We start from the raw sequence: 16,622 nt of genomic DNA, 5'->3' as shown, positions 1-16,622 counted from the left end.
TTATTCAGCTGAAATGTCTTCAATATCGACCGCACTTTCATTATCGATGACTTCTGGATCTTCATCATCGACTTCACAAACACGTTGTAAACCAACCAAAGTTTCATTTTCGGCGGTACGAATTAAACGCACTCCCTGTGTGTTACGACCAACAATGCTAATCTCACTGACACGTGTGCGGACTAGCGTACCTGCATCGGTAATCAACATGATTTGATCGGTTTCATCTACTTGTGTTGCAGCAACAACTTTGCCATTGCGATCACTCACTTTAATTGAAATGACACCTTTAGTATTACGCGATTTAGTTGGATATTGTTCCAATTCGGTACGTTTGCCATAGCCATTTTGTGTCGCTGTCAGAATTGCACCTTCACCTTTAGGAATGACTAATGAAACAACTTTATCAACATTTAAATCCAATACATCATTTGTGTTGTCATCTGAAATTTCTTCAATTTCGACCGCACTTTCATCTTCAGATATATCGTTAGTGAGTGCTAGTTTGATACCACGTACACCTGTTGCTGCACGTCCCATCGCACGTACAGCACTTTCACTGAAGCGTACTACACGACCTTGAGCAGAGAAGAGCATGATTTCATTGCTACCATCAGTAAGATCGACGCCGATTAATTCATCTTCATCACGTAAATTTAATGCAATAATACCACTTGAACGTGGGCGACTAAATTCAGTCAAGGCAATTTTCTTCACAATACCACCTGCAGTTGCCATGACCACGAATTTGTCTTCTTCATAAGCGGTTACTGGTAGAATAGCCGTGATACGTTCATTTTCATCTAAAGGCAAGATATTTACGATTGGGCGACCACGTGCACCACGACTAGCTTGTGGTAATTGATATACTTTCAACCAATATAAGCGTCCACGACTTGAGAAACACAAAATTGTATCATGTGTATTGGCAACAAGTAGGCGTTCAATGAAGTCTTCCTCTTTTGTTTTTGCTGCTGATTTACCCTTACCACCACGACGTTGTGCTTCGTAATCAGTTAATGGTTGGTATTTAACATAACCTTCATGTGAAAGGGTGACAACTACGTCTTCTTGAGCAATTAAGTCTTCAAGATTAATATCTGCAGAACTTGCAGTGATTTCAGTACGACGAGGATCATTAAATTGTTCACGAATTTGTTCTAATTCTTCGCGGATCACTTCCATTAAACGTTCTGGACTGCGTAAGATATAAAGTAGTTCGCCAATTACATCGAGTAATTTTTTGTATTCATCTAGGATCTCATCATGTCCTAAATTAGTTAATTTTTGTAAGCGTAGATCTAAAATAGCTTGTGCTTGGACTTCTGTTAAATAATACATTCCATCACGGATGCCATATTGTTCTTCTAATTCTTCTGGCCGAGCTGCATCAACGCCTGTTGCTGCAAGCATATCGGCGACATGCCCTAATTTCCAAGCTTGAGCAATTAATTCACGTTTTGCTGTTTCAGGGTTTGGTGCTCGACGAATTAATTCAATAATCGGATCAACATTAGCTAATGCGATAGCTAAACCTTCTAAGATATGTGCACGTTCACGTGCTTTACGTAATTCGTATACAGTACGGCGTGTAACTACTTCACGGCGATGTAAGACAAATGCTTCAATAAGCTGTTTTAAATTAAGGAGTTTTGGTTGACCTTTGTCTAAAGCAACAATATTGATCCCAAAAGTCACTTGTAATTGAGTCAGTGCATAAAGATTGTTTAATACTACTTCACCCACGGCATCGCGTTTGATTTTAATTTCAATACGCATACCGTCTTTATCAGATAAGTCAGTAATGGCACTAATGCCTTCAATTTTTTTCTCTTTGACTAGATCAGCAATTTTTTCAATCAGTTTGGCTTTATTAACCTGATAAGGAATTTCATGTACAACGATAGTTTCACTACCTTTTTCGTCTGTTTCTACTTCGGCTTTCGCTCGTACATAAATTTTCCCTCGCCCTGTTTTATAAGCTTCTTCGATTCCTTTACGACCGTTGATTAATGCAGCAGTAGGGAAGTCTGGACCAGGAATATACGTCATTAGCTCATCAATCGTAATCTCATTATTTTCAATATAAGCTAAACAACCATCTAATACTTCGCCTAGGTTATGCGGAGGAATATTTGTTGCCATCCCAACAGCAATACCTGATGATCCGTTAACTAAAAGTGCAGGGACTTTAGTGGGTAATACTTCGGGAATTTGTTCAGAACCGTCATAGTTTGGTACGAAGTTAACAGTTTCTTTGTCAAGATCAGCTAATAATTCGTGTGCAATTTTAGTCATACGGGCTTCGGTATAACGCATAGCTGCCGCAGCATCACCATCAATCGAACCAAAGTTACCTTGTCCATCAACTAACATATAGCGTAAAGAGAATGGCTGTGCCATGCGTACAAGCGTGTCATAGACTGCATTATCACCATGAGGGTGATATTTACCGATAACGTCTCCAACGATACGCGCAGATTTACGGTAAGGCTTGTTATACGCGTTACCGCCTTCATGCATAGCAAATAACACACGACGATGTACAGGTTTTAAACCGTCACGTACATCAGGTAACGCACGACCTACGATGACTGACATCGCGTAATCAAGATATGAAGATTTTAGTTCTTCCTCAATACTGATTGGGCTAATATCTTGATGAATAGTATCTTGGACTGAATCGGTCATTGAAAACTTCCTACTCATTGAGTTTGATTAATCAAAAAATTAGCGGAATTATAGCATAAAATCTGTTGCTTCCCTAATTTTATAGTGAAATTTTATGGGATTTGAGGAATAATAACGCATTGTTTCTATTCAAAATCATAAGAAGAACGCACATGCAAAATATTGATCAGCAAGAACTTGATAAATTTGAAAAAATGGCGAAAAGTTGGTGGGACCCACAAGGGGATTTTAAGCCGATTCATCAACTTAACCCGTTACGTTTAAGTTACATCGCTCAACAAGCGAATGGGTTATTAGGTAAAAAAGTTTTAGATGTTGGCTGTGGTGGCGGTATTTTATCAGAAAGTATGGCAAAACAAGGTGCCAGAGTAACGGGGATTGATATGACATCAGCACCGCTGCAAGTTGCAAAACAGCATGCACAAGAAAGTGGGGTGACTATTGATTATCAACGAACTACGGTTGAAGAATTTTTGCAAAAACAGACCGCACTTCATGGTGAAAATTGGCACACTGAGAAGTTTGATGTCATTACTTGTATGGAGATGTTAGAACATGTGCCAGAACCAAGTTCTGTGATTGAAAGCTGTAAGCAATTGCTGAAACCCAACGGTAGCATTTTTTTCTCAACAATTAATCGTACTTTGAAAGCATGGACATTGGTGATCTTGGGTGCGGAATATGTATTAAAAATGCTACCAAAAGGTACCCATGATTATGACAAATTTATTAAACCTGCTGAATTATTGAATTGGTGCGATGAGTCACAGTTAACTTGTTTAGATATGGTTGGTTATCATTATAATCCACTTACAGGAAAATTTTGGCTCAATAAAGATGTCAGTGCTAACTATATAGCCAGTTTTAAAATCATTTCTTAAGTTTATGAAGCTAGCTTAAAATGAGCTATCTTAATCTTACTAGTAGAAATTGTAGCTAGGCTACAGAGGATTTAAAAATAAGCACCTGAAAAGAGAATCATATCAATCTCATTTTTCAGGTGCATTTTTTATTCACTTTCAGGTGCAATCACTTCAATTTCAGCATGGCTATGTAAGCCACGAGGGAGTTGAGTTCCTTTTCTGCCTCGCTCTGCACGGAATTTTTGCAGTTCTTCAGGTTTTAAGGTGATTTTCCGTTTACCTGAATGGAAAACAAGCGTAGAGTTTTCTTTAATTAATAACAGCCGTACAAGCAACTCTGTACGGGCTTTTGCGTTGGCTGCTGGAATTGTCACAATTTTGTTGCCTTTACCTTTAGTCCGTGAGGGTAAATCATTGACTGGAAAGATCAACATTCTGCCAGCTGAAGTCAGTGCGACTAATAAGGCGTTGTTATCAGTAAGCGTTAAGGGCATTAATACTTTAGCGTTTTCAGGTAATGAAATCAGTGCTTTACCTGCTTTATTGCGTGCAACTAAATCCTCAAATTTACAAATAAAGCCATAGCCAGCATCAGATGCCATCAGCAATGCTTGATTTTCATTTTCAATTAAAACATGCTCAATTGTTGCTCCCGATGGTAATGTCAATTTACCTGTTAATGGTTCGCCCTGAGAGCGTGCAGAAGGTAAGCTGAGAGGATCTAATGCATAGCTGCGTCCAGTACTGTCAATAAATACTGCAGGCTGATTACTTTTACCATATGCGTGATCAAGATATTTATCACCCGCTTTATAACTGATGTTTTGGACATCAATATCATGGCCTTTAGCGCAACGCACCCAACCCATTTCTGAGAGAATAACGGTTACTGGCTCAGCAGGTGTCATTTCATTTTCTGAAATTGCTTTAGCTTCCGCACGTTCAACTAATGGTGATAAACGTGGACTGGCATAAGTTTTTGCATCTTGCTGAATTTCTTTTTTGATTAATGAATTTAAACGGCGATCAGATCCTAATGTGAGTTGTAAACTATCACGTTCCTCTTCTAAACGTTTTTTTTCTGCTTGTAATTCGTGCTCTTCTAATTTAGCTAAATGACGTAAGCGTAAGTTTAGAATCGCTTCGGCTTGTTCATCTGTTAAACTAAAGCGAGTCATTAATACAGGTTTTGGCTCGTCTTCATGACGGATAATGTGTATCACCTCATCGATATTGAGATATGCAATCATTAAACCTTCAAGAATATGTAAACGCGTTAGGACCTTATCAAGGCGATGCTGGAGGCGACGAGTCACGGTAGTTCGACGGAACTGAAGCCATTCCGTCAGGATTTCGACTAAATTTTTTACAGCTGGCTTATTATCTAAGCCAATCATATTCATATTGACACGATAACTCTTTTCTAAATCGGTAGTTACAAATAAATGTGCCATTAACGCATCTACATCAACACGATTAGAGCGAGGGACAATAACAATACGAATGGGATTTTCATGATCGGCCTCATCACGAATATCTTCTACCATAGGTAATTTTTTGGCAGTCATTTGATCCGCGATTTGAGTAATGATTTTTGAAGGCGAGGCTTGATGTGGGAGCGCGGTAATAATAATTTCACCATCTTCTTTTTTCCATACTGCACGCATACGGATAGAACCACGACCTTGCTCATATAATTTACGAATATCGTCTTTTGATGAGATAATTTCAGCTTCTGTCGGATAATCTGGACCTTGTACTACACTTAATAAATCATCTAACGTAGCTCTCGGATTCTCAATCAACATAACTGCGGCATCAGCAATTTCATTAATGTTATGTGGTGGGATATCCGTTGCCATTCCTACCGCAATCCCTGTTGTGCCATTCAATAAAATATGTGGCAAACGTGCAGGTAAATATTGTGGTTCAGATAATGTGCCATCAAAGTTAGGTTGATAATCAACAGTACCTTGTCCTAATTCAGACAATAGAACCTCAGCAATTTTTGATAAGCGAGATTCAGTATAACGCATGGCAGCAAAAGATTTGGGATCATCGGGAGCGCCCCAGTTACCTTGCCCATCGACTAAAGGGTAACGATATGAAAAAGGCTGTGCCATTAATACCATTGCTTCATAACAAGCAGAGTCTCCATGTGGATGAAATTTTCCCAGTACGTCCCCGACTGTACGTGCAGACTTTTTGTATTTTGCGGCTGCATTCAAGCCTAACTCAGACATAGCGTAAATGATGCGACGTTGGACAGGTTTTAATCCATCGCCAATAAAAGGTAATGCACGATCCATAATGACGTACATGGAATAATTCAAATAAGCTTTTTCGGTGAACTCGCGTAATGGCGTTTGTTCAATACCTTCATAGTTAATTATGTTCATAATGTTATTTTATTTTGAGATTATTTTTATGTTTTGTATTCGGTTATATCGTTATTTTTCAGTTTTTATATTGAATTTCGCTGGTTGTAATTCTCTTTTTTGTTTGCTTAAAAAAGAACGCAAAAGAAAAAAGGTTATTAGCTAAACAGCTTATGTTCATTGTAAAATTGTTATTTACACAAAATAGATCATTTTTTTCATTGTTTCGCTATTTTATTTGGTTAAAGAATTTTTCTTTATTTACACTCGTTACATGAGAAAATTTAGGTAAAATCTACCACACTTATCGATTTACTCATCTTTATGTATAAATTTATTTTATTCAGAAATGTCAATTTATACACTCAAGTCAACTTGATCACCTTTCGTTTGCAACCAATTTTTACGATCTTCTGAGCGTTTTTTCGCAAGCAGCATATCCATTAATTCCAAGGTTTCAGCACCCTCATCCTCTTCTTTATGGTAAGTGAGTTGTACTAAACGGCGAGTATTGGGATCCATTGTGGTTTCGCGTAATTGGATCGGATTCATTTCACCGAGTCCTTTAAAACGTTGTACGTTAGGTTTACCTTTTTTATTTTTCAAGCGATCTAAAATCGCTTCTTTTTCTCCTTCATCTAAGGCGTAGAAGATTTCTTTCCCTAGATCTATACGATAGAGTGGAGGCATGGCGACATAAACATGACCATTTTGTACTAATTTAGGGAAATGACGTAAAAATAGAGCGCAGAGTAATGTCGCAATATGTAAGCCATCGGAGTCAGCATCGGCAAGGATACACACTTTACCATAGCGTAGTTGAGAGAGATCTTCACTATCAGGATCAATACCTAGTGCAACAGCAATATCATGAATTTCATTAGAAGATAGCACTTGTTCAGAAGACACTTCCCATGTATTTAAAATTTTGCCACGTAAAGGTAATATTGCTTGATATTCACGATCACGAGCTTGTTTGGCAGACCCACCTGCTGAGTCACCTTCTACAAGAAATAATTCAGTTTTTGCTAAATCTTGTTGACTACAATCAGCAAGCTTACCAGGTAATGCAGGACCACTGACTAATTTTTTACGCACTACTTTTTTGGCGGCGCGTAAACGACGTTGTGCTGAGCTAATAGCAATTTCAGCAAGCTGTTCGGCTTGTTGTACATTTTGGTTTAACCACAAGCTAAACGCATCTTTAACTACACCGCTGACAAAAACAGCACTTTGGCGTGAGGATAAGCGTTCTTTGGTTTGCCCTGCAAATTGAGGATCTTGCATTTTAAGAGACAGAACGTATGCACAACGTTCCCAAATGTCGTCTGCCGTTAATTTTACACCGCGTGGCAATAAGTTACGAAATTCACAGAACTCACGCATTGCATCAAGTAAACCTTGGCGTAGACCGTTAACATGTGTTCCACCTTGAATAGTTGGAATGAGATTAACATAACTTTCGCCTAATAATTCACCGCCTTCAGGTAACCATAATAACGCCCAACTGACAGCTTCTGTATTGCCTTTGAAATCACCAATAAAAGGTTTTTCGGGAAGAGTAACGAAACCATCCACTGCTTCACTTAAATAATCAGCTAACCCATCTTCATATAGCCAGCTGTCTTCAGTATTATTAACTTTATCAATAAATTTAATTTCTAGACCTGAACACAGTACTGCTTTCGCGCGTAATAAATGTCGTAAGCGTGATACTGAGAATTTATCGCTATCAAAATATTTTGGATTGGGTTTGAAATGAACGGTAGTACCTGTATTGCGTCGACCACAAGTACCAATGACTTCAAGTTCTTCTACTTTTACACCATTTTCAAAGGCAATTTTATATACTTCTCCATTGCGTTTTACTGTGACATCAACACGTTCAGACAATGCATTGACCACGGAAATGCCTACGCCATGTAATCCGCCAGAGAATTCATAATTTTTGTTGGAAAACTTACCGCCTGCATGTAATTTAGTTAAAATGACTTCAACACCTGAGACTTTTTCAATAGGATGAATATCTACAGGCATCCCCCTTCCATTATCAATGACTTCAAGGGATTGATCCTTATGCAAAATCACTTCAATTTTTGTTGCATGCCCTGCTAATGCTTCATCAACACTGTTATCAATGACCTCTTGACCTAAATGGTTTGGGCGAGTGGTATCTGTATACATACCTGGACGTAACTGTACAGGTTCAAGATCTTTTAATACGGTGATTTCGTGTGCTGAATAATTGGTTGTCATAATCGTTTGTTATATTTATCTATTTTTATCGTCAAAATTGACCAGATTCTAGCAAAAAAAGCATATTTTTGCACTATGGCATATTTATTCAAAAAAGAACAATAAATAATGGGGAAAACGATTGCTCATTAATTGGAGTTGGCTATAATGGCTAGCTTTAATTTTTATGAATAAATGAGTGAAAAAGGGGTTAAAAATAAAATGACTGAATTACAAACACCTTATTATCTGATTGATAAAAGTAAGCTGTTACGTAACATGGAAAAAATAGCCTATTTACGTGAAAAGTCAGGTGCAAAAGCATTACTTGCCTTGAAGTGTTTTGCGACATGGGGGGTGTTTGATTTTATGAGTCAATTTATGGATGGCACAACTTCATCATCATTATATGAGGTAAAGCTTGGTAAAGAAAAGTTTGGTGGTGAAACCCACGCTTACAGCGTTGCTTATTCAAATGAGGAAATTGATGAAGTGGTCGCGAATGCAGATAAAATTATTTTTAATTCCATTAATCAGTTACAACGCTTTGTAGATCGTACTGGGGATTTACCACGTGGATTACGTGTGAATCCTCGTGTCAGTACGTCAAGTTTCTTACTTGCTGATCCTGCACGTCCACATAGTCGTTTAGGGGAATGGGATATTCATAAAATCCGTGAAATCATGCCTTTAATAAATGGTTTTATGTTTCATAATAATTGTGAAAATGAAGATTTCGATAAATTTTGCGAGATGCTTGATCGCATTGAAAATGAATTTGGCGAATTATTACACCAAGTGAAATGGGTCAGTCTTGGGGGAGGCATTCATTTTACTGGTGAAAATTATCCATTAGAGGCATTTGCAGAACGTTTAAAACAGTTTTCTGATAAGTTCACTGTACAAGTATACTTGGAGCCAGGTGAAGCTTCGATTACGCTAAGTACAAGTTTAGAAGTCACGGTGTTAGATATTTTAAATAACGGTAAAGAATTAGCGATTGTGGATGCGGCAACAGAAGCGCATATGCTAGATTTATTAATTTATCGCTCTGAAGCGAAGTTATTGCCAGATGCCTTCAAAGGCAAAGGTGAATATGAATATATGGTTTGTGGTAAATCTTGTTTGGCTGGTGATATTTTTGGTGAATATCATTTTGAAAAACCATTAAAAATTGGTGATCGCATCTCATTTTGTGATGCGGCTGGTTATACCATGGTGAAGAAAAACTGGTTCAATGGTGTAAATATGCCAGCCATTGTGATTAAAGAACTTGATGGTTCAGTTCGAGTGGTAAAAGAATTTGGCTATCAAGATTATGTTGAGAGTCTATCTTAATAATGAATAAGAAGTGCGGTTGATTTTAGCAAAATTTTGTTAAAACAGACCGCACTTTTTCGGTTTAACTTTATCGTATTGGATGATAAAGCTATCTCTGCCCTGATATTGACTTTTTAGGTTTTCAATATGTATCAGGTTTTTATTAACGCCTATGCCGATCCTTTAGCAAGCTCGGTACTTGGGAGGAAAATGCTAAATGAAAAAAAATGTTTTGGTTATTGGTGCGGGTGGCGTATCACAAGTTGTGGTACATAAATGCGCGCAACATAATGATGTACTTGGTAAAATCTCTCTTGCTTCACGCAAAATTGAAAAATGCCAAGCCATTGCGGAAAGTGTGGTAGAAAAAGGTAATTTTAAACTACCAGCGACCATTGAATGCTTTGAAATTGATGTATTTGACGTAGAAGCGACGAAAGCATTAATTCAAAAAACAGAATCACAAATTGTGATTAATGTGGGGCCATCATTTGTCAATATGTCCGTATTACAAGCTTGTATTGAAACTGGTGCTGCATATATTGATACCGCAATGCACGAAGATCCAAGTAAAGTTTGCGAAACACCACCTTGGTATGCAAACTATGAATGGAAACGTCGTGAGTTATGTAAACAAAACAATGTGACTGCAATTTTAAGTGCAGGCTTTGATCCTGGGGTTGTTAATGCCTATGCCGCATATGCAGTCAATGATGAGTTTGATAGCGTAGATAGTATTGATATTATTGATATTAACGCAGGGAGCCACGGTCGTTATTTTGCTACTAACTTTGATCCAGAAGTGAATTTTCGTGAGTTTACAGGGACAGTTTGGAGTTGGCAAAATAGTCAATGGGTAGCTAACAAGATGTTTGAAGTGAAGCGTACGGATGATCTGCCAATAGTCGGTATGCAAAATTCTTACTTGACAGGCCATGAAGAGCTACACTCGTTATCAACACATTTAAATGTCCCGAATATCCGTTTTTGGATGGGCTTTGGTGAGCATTATATTAATGTATTTAATGTACTGAAGAATCTGGGGTTATTATCGGTTCATCCTGTAAAAACCGCTGAAGGTTTAGAAGTGATTCCAATTAAGGTTGTGAAAGCCGTGTTGCCAGATCCAGCGTCTTTAGCACCAACATATACTGGTAAAACCTGTATTGGTAATTTGGTGAAAGGTAAAAAAGACGGTAAAGAGAAAGAAATTTTTATTTATAACGTCGCAGATCACAAAGAAGCTTATGAAGAAGTCGGTAGCCAAGGCATTTCCTATACTGCCGGAGTGCCAGCGGTAGCCGCTGCATTACTCATTGCCACAGGTGAATGGGATGTCGGTGAAATGTGTAATGTTGAGCAGCTTGATCCAAAACCATTTTTGAATCTTTTAAACAATATTGGCTTGCCAAACCGTATTAAAGATGAAAATGGTGATCGTGAATTAGTATTTTAACAGATATTAAGAATGAGAAGGTGCGAGTAATGACTCGCACTTTTTTCAAATTGCTAAAAATAGAGAAAAACAGACCGCACTTTCTTTCGTCAATTCGGCTTGTTACAATGCAAACATGTTTAAATGAACACACTTAAGAGATGAACTTATGAAACGACTACTTGACTGTACTGCTACAGATTTCAAACAAATGAATGGACAACAATTAAAACAAGCTATTCGTGCGAGTGAAGGGCGAGTGATGCTGTCAGAAAACATGGTAGCGGTTCAACCTTTATATCCGAATGTAACGAATTCTGAATTAGCTGCAGCATTTGGTGCCGACTTGATTTTATTGAATTTGTTTGATGTTTTTCAACCACATGTTAATGGATTAGAATGTGATAAAGCAGATCAAACGATTCATACTTTAAAACAATTAATTGGTCGTCCAATTGGTATTAATTTAGAACCTGTAGACATTAATGCAGAACAAATAGAAGCCCTAGATACGATAGCAACGGGACGAATTGCGACAACCGAATCTTTACAGCAAGCAAAAAAATTAGGTTTTGATTTTATTTGTTTAACAGGTAATCCCAAAACTGGAGTAACCAATCAGGAAATTGTCAATGCGATTAAACGTGCTAGAGCTGTTTTCGGTGAAGAAGGGTTGATTATTGCAGGTAAAATGCATGGTGCTGGTGTCGCAAATGAAACAGGCAGTAACATCATCTCACAACAGGATTTAGCTAATTTTATTGAAGCAGGTGCAGATATCATTCTACTTGCTGCACCAGGGACAGTACCTGGTATGACGGTCGATAAAGTAGAAAAATATGTCCAGTTTATTCATGCCAAGGGCGCATTAGCCTTGCTCGCCATTGGAACCAGTCAAGAAGGGGCTGATGAAGCCACTATTCGCCAAATTGCGTTAAACAGTAAAATGGCAGGCGCAGATATTTACCATATTGGCGATGCGGGTTTCTATGGTATTGCTGTGCCTGAAAATATTATGACTTATTCGATTGCTATTCGTGGGCGTCGTCATACTTATGTCCGTATGGCTATGTCAGTTAATCGTTAGGTCTATTTGTTAATTTGAATGAAAATAAGTATAAAAAATGGAAAAGACGGATTTAATTAAAGAAAGCTATAATGAGCTACCTTATGCTTCAAAAGGTTTTTCACATACTTTGCCAGAAAGACAAAAAGCAGTACTGACTTTGCTCGGGTTTAAAACACCTGATATTACCCAAGCAAATGTTTTAGAAATAGGTTGTGGTTTTGGTGGCAATATCATTTGTAGTGCGTTTATTCATGATAAAGCACATTTCATTGGCGTTGATTTATCTGAAACACAGATTGAAGGTGGGAGACAAATTGTTGAGCAATTAGGTCTAAATAATGTAGAGCTTCTTTGCCAAGATATTTCCTATTTCGAGAACCTATCTGTTAAGTTTGATTATATTATTTGTCATGGCGTATTTAGCTGGGTACCTGAATCTGTCCGTATCAAAATTTTACAGCTAATAAAATCCCATTTAGCTGAAAATGGCTCAGCAACGATTTCTTATAACACTTATCCAGGTTGGAAATCTTTAGAAGTGTTAAAAGATATGATGAAGTTTAGAGTCAATGTGTTAGAGGAAAATGATCACTCTTTTTCGCCTTTAGAAAAAGTCGCCTATGGTAAAGGTACTGCTGAGTTTTTAAGTCAATATTCTTTTGGTGATAAACAATTAAAAGAGTCAGCAGATAGCCTTAAAACGAAAGATGATCATTATATTTACCATGAGTATTTTGAAGAATATAACCATCCTTTTTATTTATATGACTTTAATCGATTATTAGAACAATATGGACTAGCTCATATTTGTGATTCCACAGTTGGAGCAAGCTTCCCTATTTTTAAAGACGATAATATTGAAGAAATGATTGACAATGAATGTGGTGATAATCATTTACTTAAGGAGCAATATTACGATTATTTGCTAAATAGACAATTTAGAACCAGTATTGTGACGCATTTAGAAAATAAAGAAAAATGTAATATTTCTCGTACAATTAAGATTGAACATTTAAATCAGTTACATATTCGCGCCAGTTTAGGCAGCGAGTCTACTTCGAAAGTAGTGCTGAAATTAAAGGAACTTTATCCAAATTCAATCAATGTAGCTGATTTTATCAATACTTATTTTGCAGATCATCGAGAAGAAGGATATTCTTCAATTTTATTAGAAATTTATAATCAATCAATTGAGTTTTATGCAAGAGCACTTGAGGTAAAGCGCACAGATAAAGTGAAGTTGAAAGAAAAATATCGAAAATATTTCGAATATCACTTATCAACAGAGCATCCTATGGTGACCTTGTCTAATTTTGTGGGGAATACTTTAGTGCTGTCAAATAGTGAAATGAAAACGATATTATTGTTTGATGGTGTTTTATCAGATAGTGAAGTAGAGCAATACTTATTGGATAAAATTGATGAAGGGATTTTGAGTATTGGGAAAAATTATGAAGGGCAAGATAAAAAACAAGTTGTTCGCCAATTTGTTAAAGACGTCCGCTCATTTATTGAAGCAAACTTTATGAATGATTAAATAAGTGTTTGTTTAATTAAAAAGAGGTGCAGTATGCACCTCTTTTATCATATTCATCATAATGTTTCATTAACCTAATAGTTTTGCCCAGATGTGCATAATAAATTCTCGTTCGGTTTGAAATTCTTGTGTGGATACAATAGGAGGAAGTCCTAATAAATTTAAATGATGGATACGATTACGTAGTGTGATATAAGATTGTTTCAATTGTATTGAAACTTCGTCAGAAATAACCGCACTTTCTGCCATAATTTCAAAAATACGAACATTATCCGACCAGACTGACAACTCAGGATGTTGTGGCGCATACGCCAACACCAGATACTGTGCAATAAACTCAATATCTGTAATACCGCCACGATCTGTTTTAATATTGAACAGATCCCTCTCTGTATTAGCAAGATGCTCATACATTTTTTCACGCATAGATATGACATCTGTTTTGAGTAGTTGGATATCGCGTTGTGCAGAAAGGACTTTTTGACGGATGGTTTTAAATTGCTCACATAAGGATTGCTCGCCATAAACAGCGCGACTGCGTACTAGTGCTTGTTTTTCCCAAGTCCAAGCTTCATTTAACTGGTAGTCTTCAAACGCAGAAATCGGGCTACATAATAAGCCTGATTCACCAGAAGGGCGTAAGCGCATATCAATGTCATAAAGAACACCAGCAAAAGTATTCATGCTAAAAATACTGATTATTTTTTGTGCCAAACGTAAGTAGAATTGGTGGCTATCAATACTACGTTTAGCACCAATGGTTTGGCTATTTTCAGCCGATTGGTAGAGAAAGACGAGATCTAAATCAGATTTATAACCTAATTCAATACCACCAAGTTTACCATAACCTACCACTGCAAACCCTTTTTCATTTTCTGCTAAGTGTGCAGGTATACCAAAGCGAGCACTGACTTGTTGCCAAGCAAGATTAACGACGGCTTCAATAATAGCCTCTGCTAGAAATGTAAGGTGATCACTGACTTTCATAACGGGGAGCACACCAAGGATATCGGCTGCCGCAATACGTAAGAGCGAAGTTTGTTTAAATTGGCGTAGACCATCAATAATCTGTTCTTCATCTTCAGGTGGTAAACGAAGTAAATATTGTTGTAATTCGCTCCGATATTGATCATGTGGTGGTGGATTTAAGAGAGTGTTACGATCAAGTAATTCATCGAGCAAAATAGGGTAGCGAGCAACTTGTTCTGCAATCAATTTAGATTGTGAACAAAGCTCAATCAGTTGTGTGAGTACTTGTGGATGCTCTAATAATAATTCTAAATATGTCGTGCGAGTTAAGATTTTTTCTATAATGTTGAGAATGCGAGGTAAAAGTGTATTGTATGCCTGATGAGCAAAAATGTGTTGCAGTAAATGTGGTAATAATTGATTTAGCACCTCACGTCCGCGTGTACCAATTGGACGGCGAGATAAATCATGACGAAATTGTATTAATATATCAATAATATTATCCATATCTTGCAAATTGACTTGATTTTCAATGAGCATTTGCTCAATTTCATTTTGCTCTAAATCTGCATCAAGGAAATCATTCCATAATTGCGTTGTTTCGCTGATGTCTTCTTTTTCTTCACCAATTAAATGGTTAAAAACAGCTCGCACGTTTTGTTGATGTCGAGATAGTACAGCATAAAAACTTTGCCAATCTGAAATTGGATAGACCACATTTTCTGCTTTACCATGATGATCTAATTGGGTGAATGTGCGAGTTGCTTCGACTAAACGAAGGCGATCTAACTCATTTGCAGGTAGTTGTTGTGTTTGTTGGTCATGAATCGCTTGCAGTACATTCTCAGTACGACGTAAAAATAAATAAGCCAGCTGCAAATCGTCTTTTTGTTGAGGCGTAATGAGTGAGAGTTTACTAATTTCAGGCAGCAATTTTAATAATTCATGTTGTTGTAGTCGAATTTCTCGTCCACCTCGAATCAGCTGGAAAACCTGCACGATGAACTCAATTTCTCGAATACCACCTGCGCCAAGTTTGATGTTATCAATTAAACCACGACGGCGTACTTCACGTTCAATTTTACTTTTCATTTCTCGTAAAGATTGAATCACACTAAAGTCAATATAACGACGATACACAAAAGGGCGAAGGAGTTGCTGTAAGAGCTTGACATTAGGATCTTGTGGACTTGCACCTAAAATACGCCCTTTGATCATGGCATAGCGTTCCCAATCTCGGCCTTGTTCTTGGTAATATTGTTCTAATGCATTAAAACTCAATGCAAGTGCGCCATTTTCACCAAAAGGGCGTAGTCGCATATCTGTTCGGTATACAAAACCATCACTTGTATATTGATCTAGTGCATTAATTAAGCGTTGTCCTAAGCGAGTAAAAAATTTAGCATTTTCAATACTTCTTCTTGCCCCAATTGTTTCTCCATTACTTGGATAAGTAAAAATCAAATCAATATCGGAAGAAAAATTGAGTTCAAAGCCACCAAGCTTACCCATACCTAGAATATATAATCGTTGTACACAGCCTTCTGCATCGACTGGTGTGCCCATCTCTTCACATGCGCGTTCGTATAACCAATCTCGCGTAGCAATAATTACACTTTCAGCGAGTTGGGATAAACGAATAAAAATTTCTTCTACTGTACCTAAATTTAAACTTTGACAAAAACTCAGCTTTGCCATTTCTCGATTACGAAATTGTCGCAGGATTTTGTAAAGTTGTTCTTCGGACTCTATCGTAGAGAGGTACTTTGTTAAACGTTCAGTGTAGTCAGAGCAATCTGATAAAGTGATTGGGTTCTGCCAACATTGATGTAAAAAGTGCGGTTGTTTTTTTAATGTTTCTGTAAAAAAATCAGAGAAACAAATCGCCGTATAAAGTTGTCCGATGGCTGTTTGAGGATCATTTTTCTGTTGAGCAATTTGTTGAAAAATCGATGTATTATAGTGTTCAGGAAAATTCTGAAGTAAATTTTCAGCAAGTTGTTTGAGTACGTGATCAAATTGAGCAAGGGAGAATGGCATAAACTATCCTATGATTAAAGAATAAAGGTCAATAATCCTAAGCCAATGAGTTTAATGGCTCACTGTCTGACTTTAGCATGAAACG

The 16,622-nt window shown here is 37.3% G+C and carries 9 protein-coding genes; 5 read left to right on the top strand and 4 right to left on the bottom strand.

Annotated elements, in window-relative coordinates:
• A complete protein-coding gene (gyrA, locus tag K7G93_RS04780) occupies window positions 1–2,691 on the bottom strand; it encodes a DNA topoisomerase (ATP-hydrolyzing) subunit A (RefSeq protein WP_226690608.1) in 2,691 nt (896 codons plus the stop codon).
• A gap of 152 nt (window positions 2,692–2,843) precedes the next feature.
• On the opposite strand from gyrA, the gene ubiG reads away from it, so the two are divergent.
• Complete coding sequence (ubiG, locus tag K7G93_RS04775) at window positions 2,844–3,572, top strand: bifunctional 2-polyprenyl-6-hydroxyphenol methylase/3-demethylubiquinol 3-O-methyltransferase UbiG (protein ID WP_226690609.1); 729 nt, start codon at window positions 2,844–2,846, stop codon at window positions 3,570–3,572.
• Window positions 3,573–3,700: 128 nt separating this feature from the next.
• Here ubiG and parC read toward each other — a convergent pair whose 3' ends face one another.
• Window positions 3,701–5,953, bottom strand: coding sequence for a DNA topoisomerase IV subunit A (gene parC / locus K7G93_RS04770; protein WP_226690610.1), 2,253 nt, complete (start codon window positions 5,951–5,953; stop codon window positions 3,701–3,703).
• Between the two features lie 336 nt (window positions 5,954–6,289).
• A complete protein-coding gene (gene parE / locus K7G93_RS04765; RefSeq protein WP_049213955.1) occupies window positions 6,290–8,188 on the bottom strand; it encodes a DNA topoisomerase IV subunit B in 1,899 nt (632 codons plus the stop codon).
• Window positions 8,189–8,389: 201 nt separating this feature from the next.
• On the opposite strand from parE, the gene nspC reads away from it, so the two are divergent.
• The 4 genes from nspC to K7G93_RS04745 all read left to right on the top strand — a co-directional run bounded on the left by nspC (window position 8,390) and on the right by K7G93_RS04745 (window position 13,528).
• Complete coding sequence (gene nspC / locus K7G93_RS04760) at window positions 8,390–9,505, top strand: carboxynorspermidine decarboxylase (RefSeq protein ID WP_226690611.1); 1,116 nt, start codon at window positions 8,390–8,392, stop codon at window positions 9,503–9,505.
• 199 nt (window positions 9,506–9,704) lie between these two features.
• The gene (locus K7G93_RS04755; protein WP_115322535.1) at window positions 9,705–10,943 is read left to right on the top strand and encodes a saccharopine dehydrogenase family protein; all 1,239 of its coding nucleotides are present in this window, start codon (window positions 9,705–9,707) and stop codon (window positions 10,941–10,943) included.
• A 148-nt stretch (window positions 10,944–11,091) separates the two neighbouring features.
• Window positions 11,092–12,009: a DUF7916 family protein gene (locus K7G93_RS04750; protein ID WP_226690612.1), complete on the top strand. Its 918-nt coding sequence runs from the start codon at window positions 11,092–11,094 to the stop codon at window positions 12,007–12,009.
• A gap of 37 nt (window positions 12,010–12,046) precedes the next feature.
• Window positions 12,047–13,528 carry a methyltransferase regulatory domain-containing protein gene (locus tag K7G93_RS04745; protein ID WP_226690613.1) on the top strand — a complete coding sequence of 494 codons (1,482 nt, stop codon included), beginning with the start codon at window positions 12,047–12,049 and terminating at the stop codon, window positions 13,526–13,528.
• A gap of 69 nt (window positions 13,529–13,597) precedes the next feature.
• On the opposite strand, the gene glnE is transcribed toward K7G93_RS04745, so the two are convergent.
• Window positions 13,598–16,537, bottom strand: coding sequence for a bifunctional [glutamate--ammonia ligase]-adenylyl-L-tyrosine phosphorylase/[glutamate--ammonia-ligase] adenylyltransferase (gene glnE, locus K7G93_RS04740; protein ID WP_226690614.1), 2,940 nt, complete (start codon window positions 16,535–16,537; stop codon window positions 13,598–13,600).
• Window positions 16,538–16,622 lie beyond the last annotated feature (85 nt).

This window comes from Pasteurella canis, assembly GCF_020810675.1.
Taxonomy (GTDB): domain Bacteria; phylum Pseudomonadota; class Gammaproteobacteria; order Enterobacterales; family Pasteurellaceae; genus Pasteurella; species Pasteurella canis.
Note: the sequence above shows the minus strand (reverse complement) of the source record. Positions and strands in the feature narration are given on the sequence as shown.

Excerpts from the sequence above, each read along its gene's own strand:
- ubiG (WP_226690609.1), top strand. The coding sequence starts at position 2,844 with ATGCAAAATATTGATCAGCAAGAACTTGATAAATTTGAAAAAATGGCG.
- glnE (WP_226690614.1), bottom strand. The coding sequence starts at position 16,537 with ATGCCATTCTCCCTTGCTCAATTTGATCACGTACTCAAACAACTTGCT.
- K7G93_RS04755 (WP_115322535.1), top strand. The coding sequence starts at position 9,705 with ATGAAAAAAAATGTTTTGGTTATTGGTGCGGGTGGCGTATCACAAGTT.
- parE (WP_049213955.1), bottom strand. The coding sequence starts at position 8,188 with ATGACAACCAATTATTCAGCACACGAAATCACCGTATTAAAAGATCTT.
- nspC (WP_226690611.1), top strand. The coding sequence starts at position 8,390 with ATGACTGAATTACAAACACCTTATTATCTGATTGATAAAAGTAAGCTG.
- K7G93_RS04750 (WP_226690612.1), top strand. The coding sequence starts at position 11,092 with ATGAAACGACTACTTGACTGTACTGCTACAGATTTCAAACAAATGAAT.
- parC (WP_226690610.1), bottom strand. The coding sequence starts at position 5,953 with ATGAACATAATTAACTATGAAGGTATTGAACAAACGCCATTACGCGAG.
- K7G93_RS04745 (WP_226690613.1), top strand. The coding sequence starts at position 12,047 with ATGGAAAAGACGGATTTAATTAAAGAAAGCTATAATGAGCTACCTTAT.
- gyrA (WP_226690608.1), bottom strand. The coding sequence starts at position 2,691 with ATGACCGATTCAGTCCAAGATACTATTCATCAAGATATTAGCCCAATC.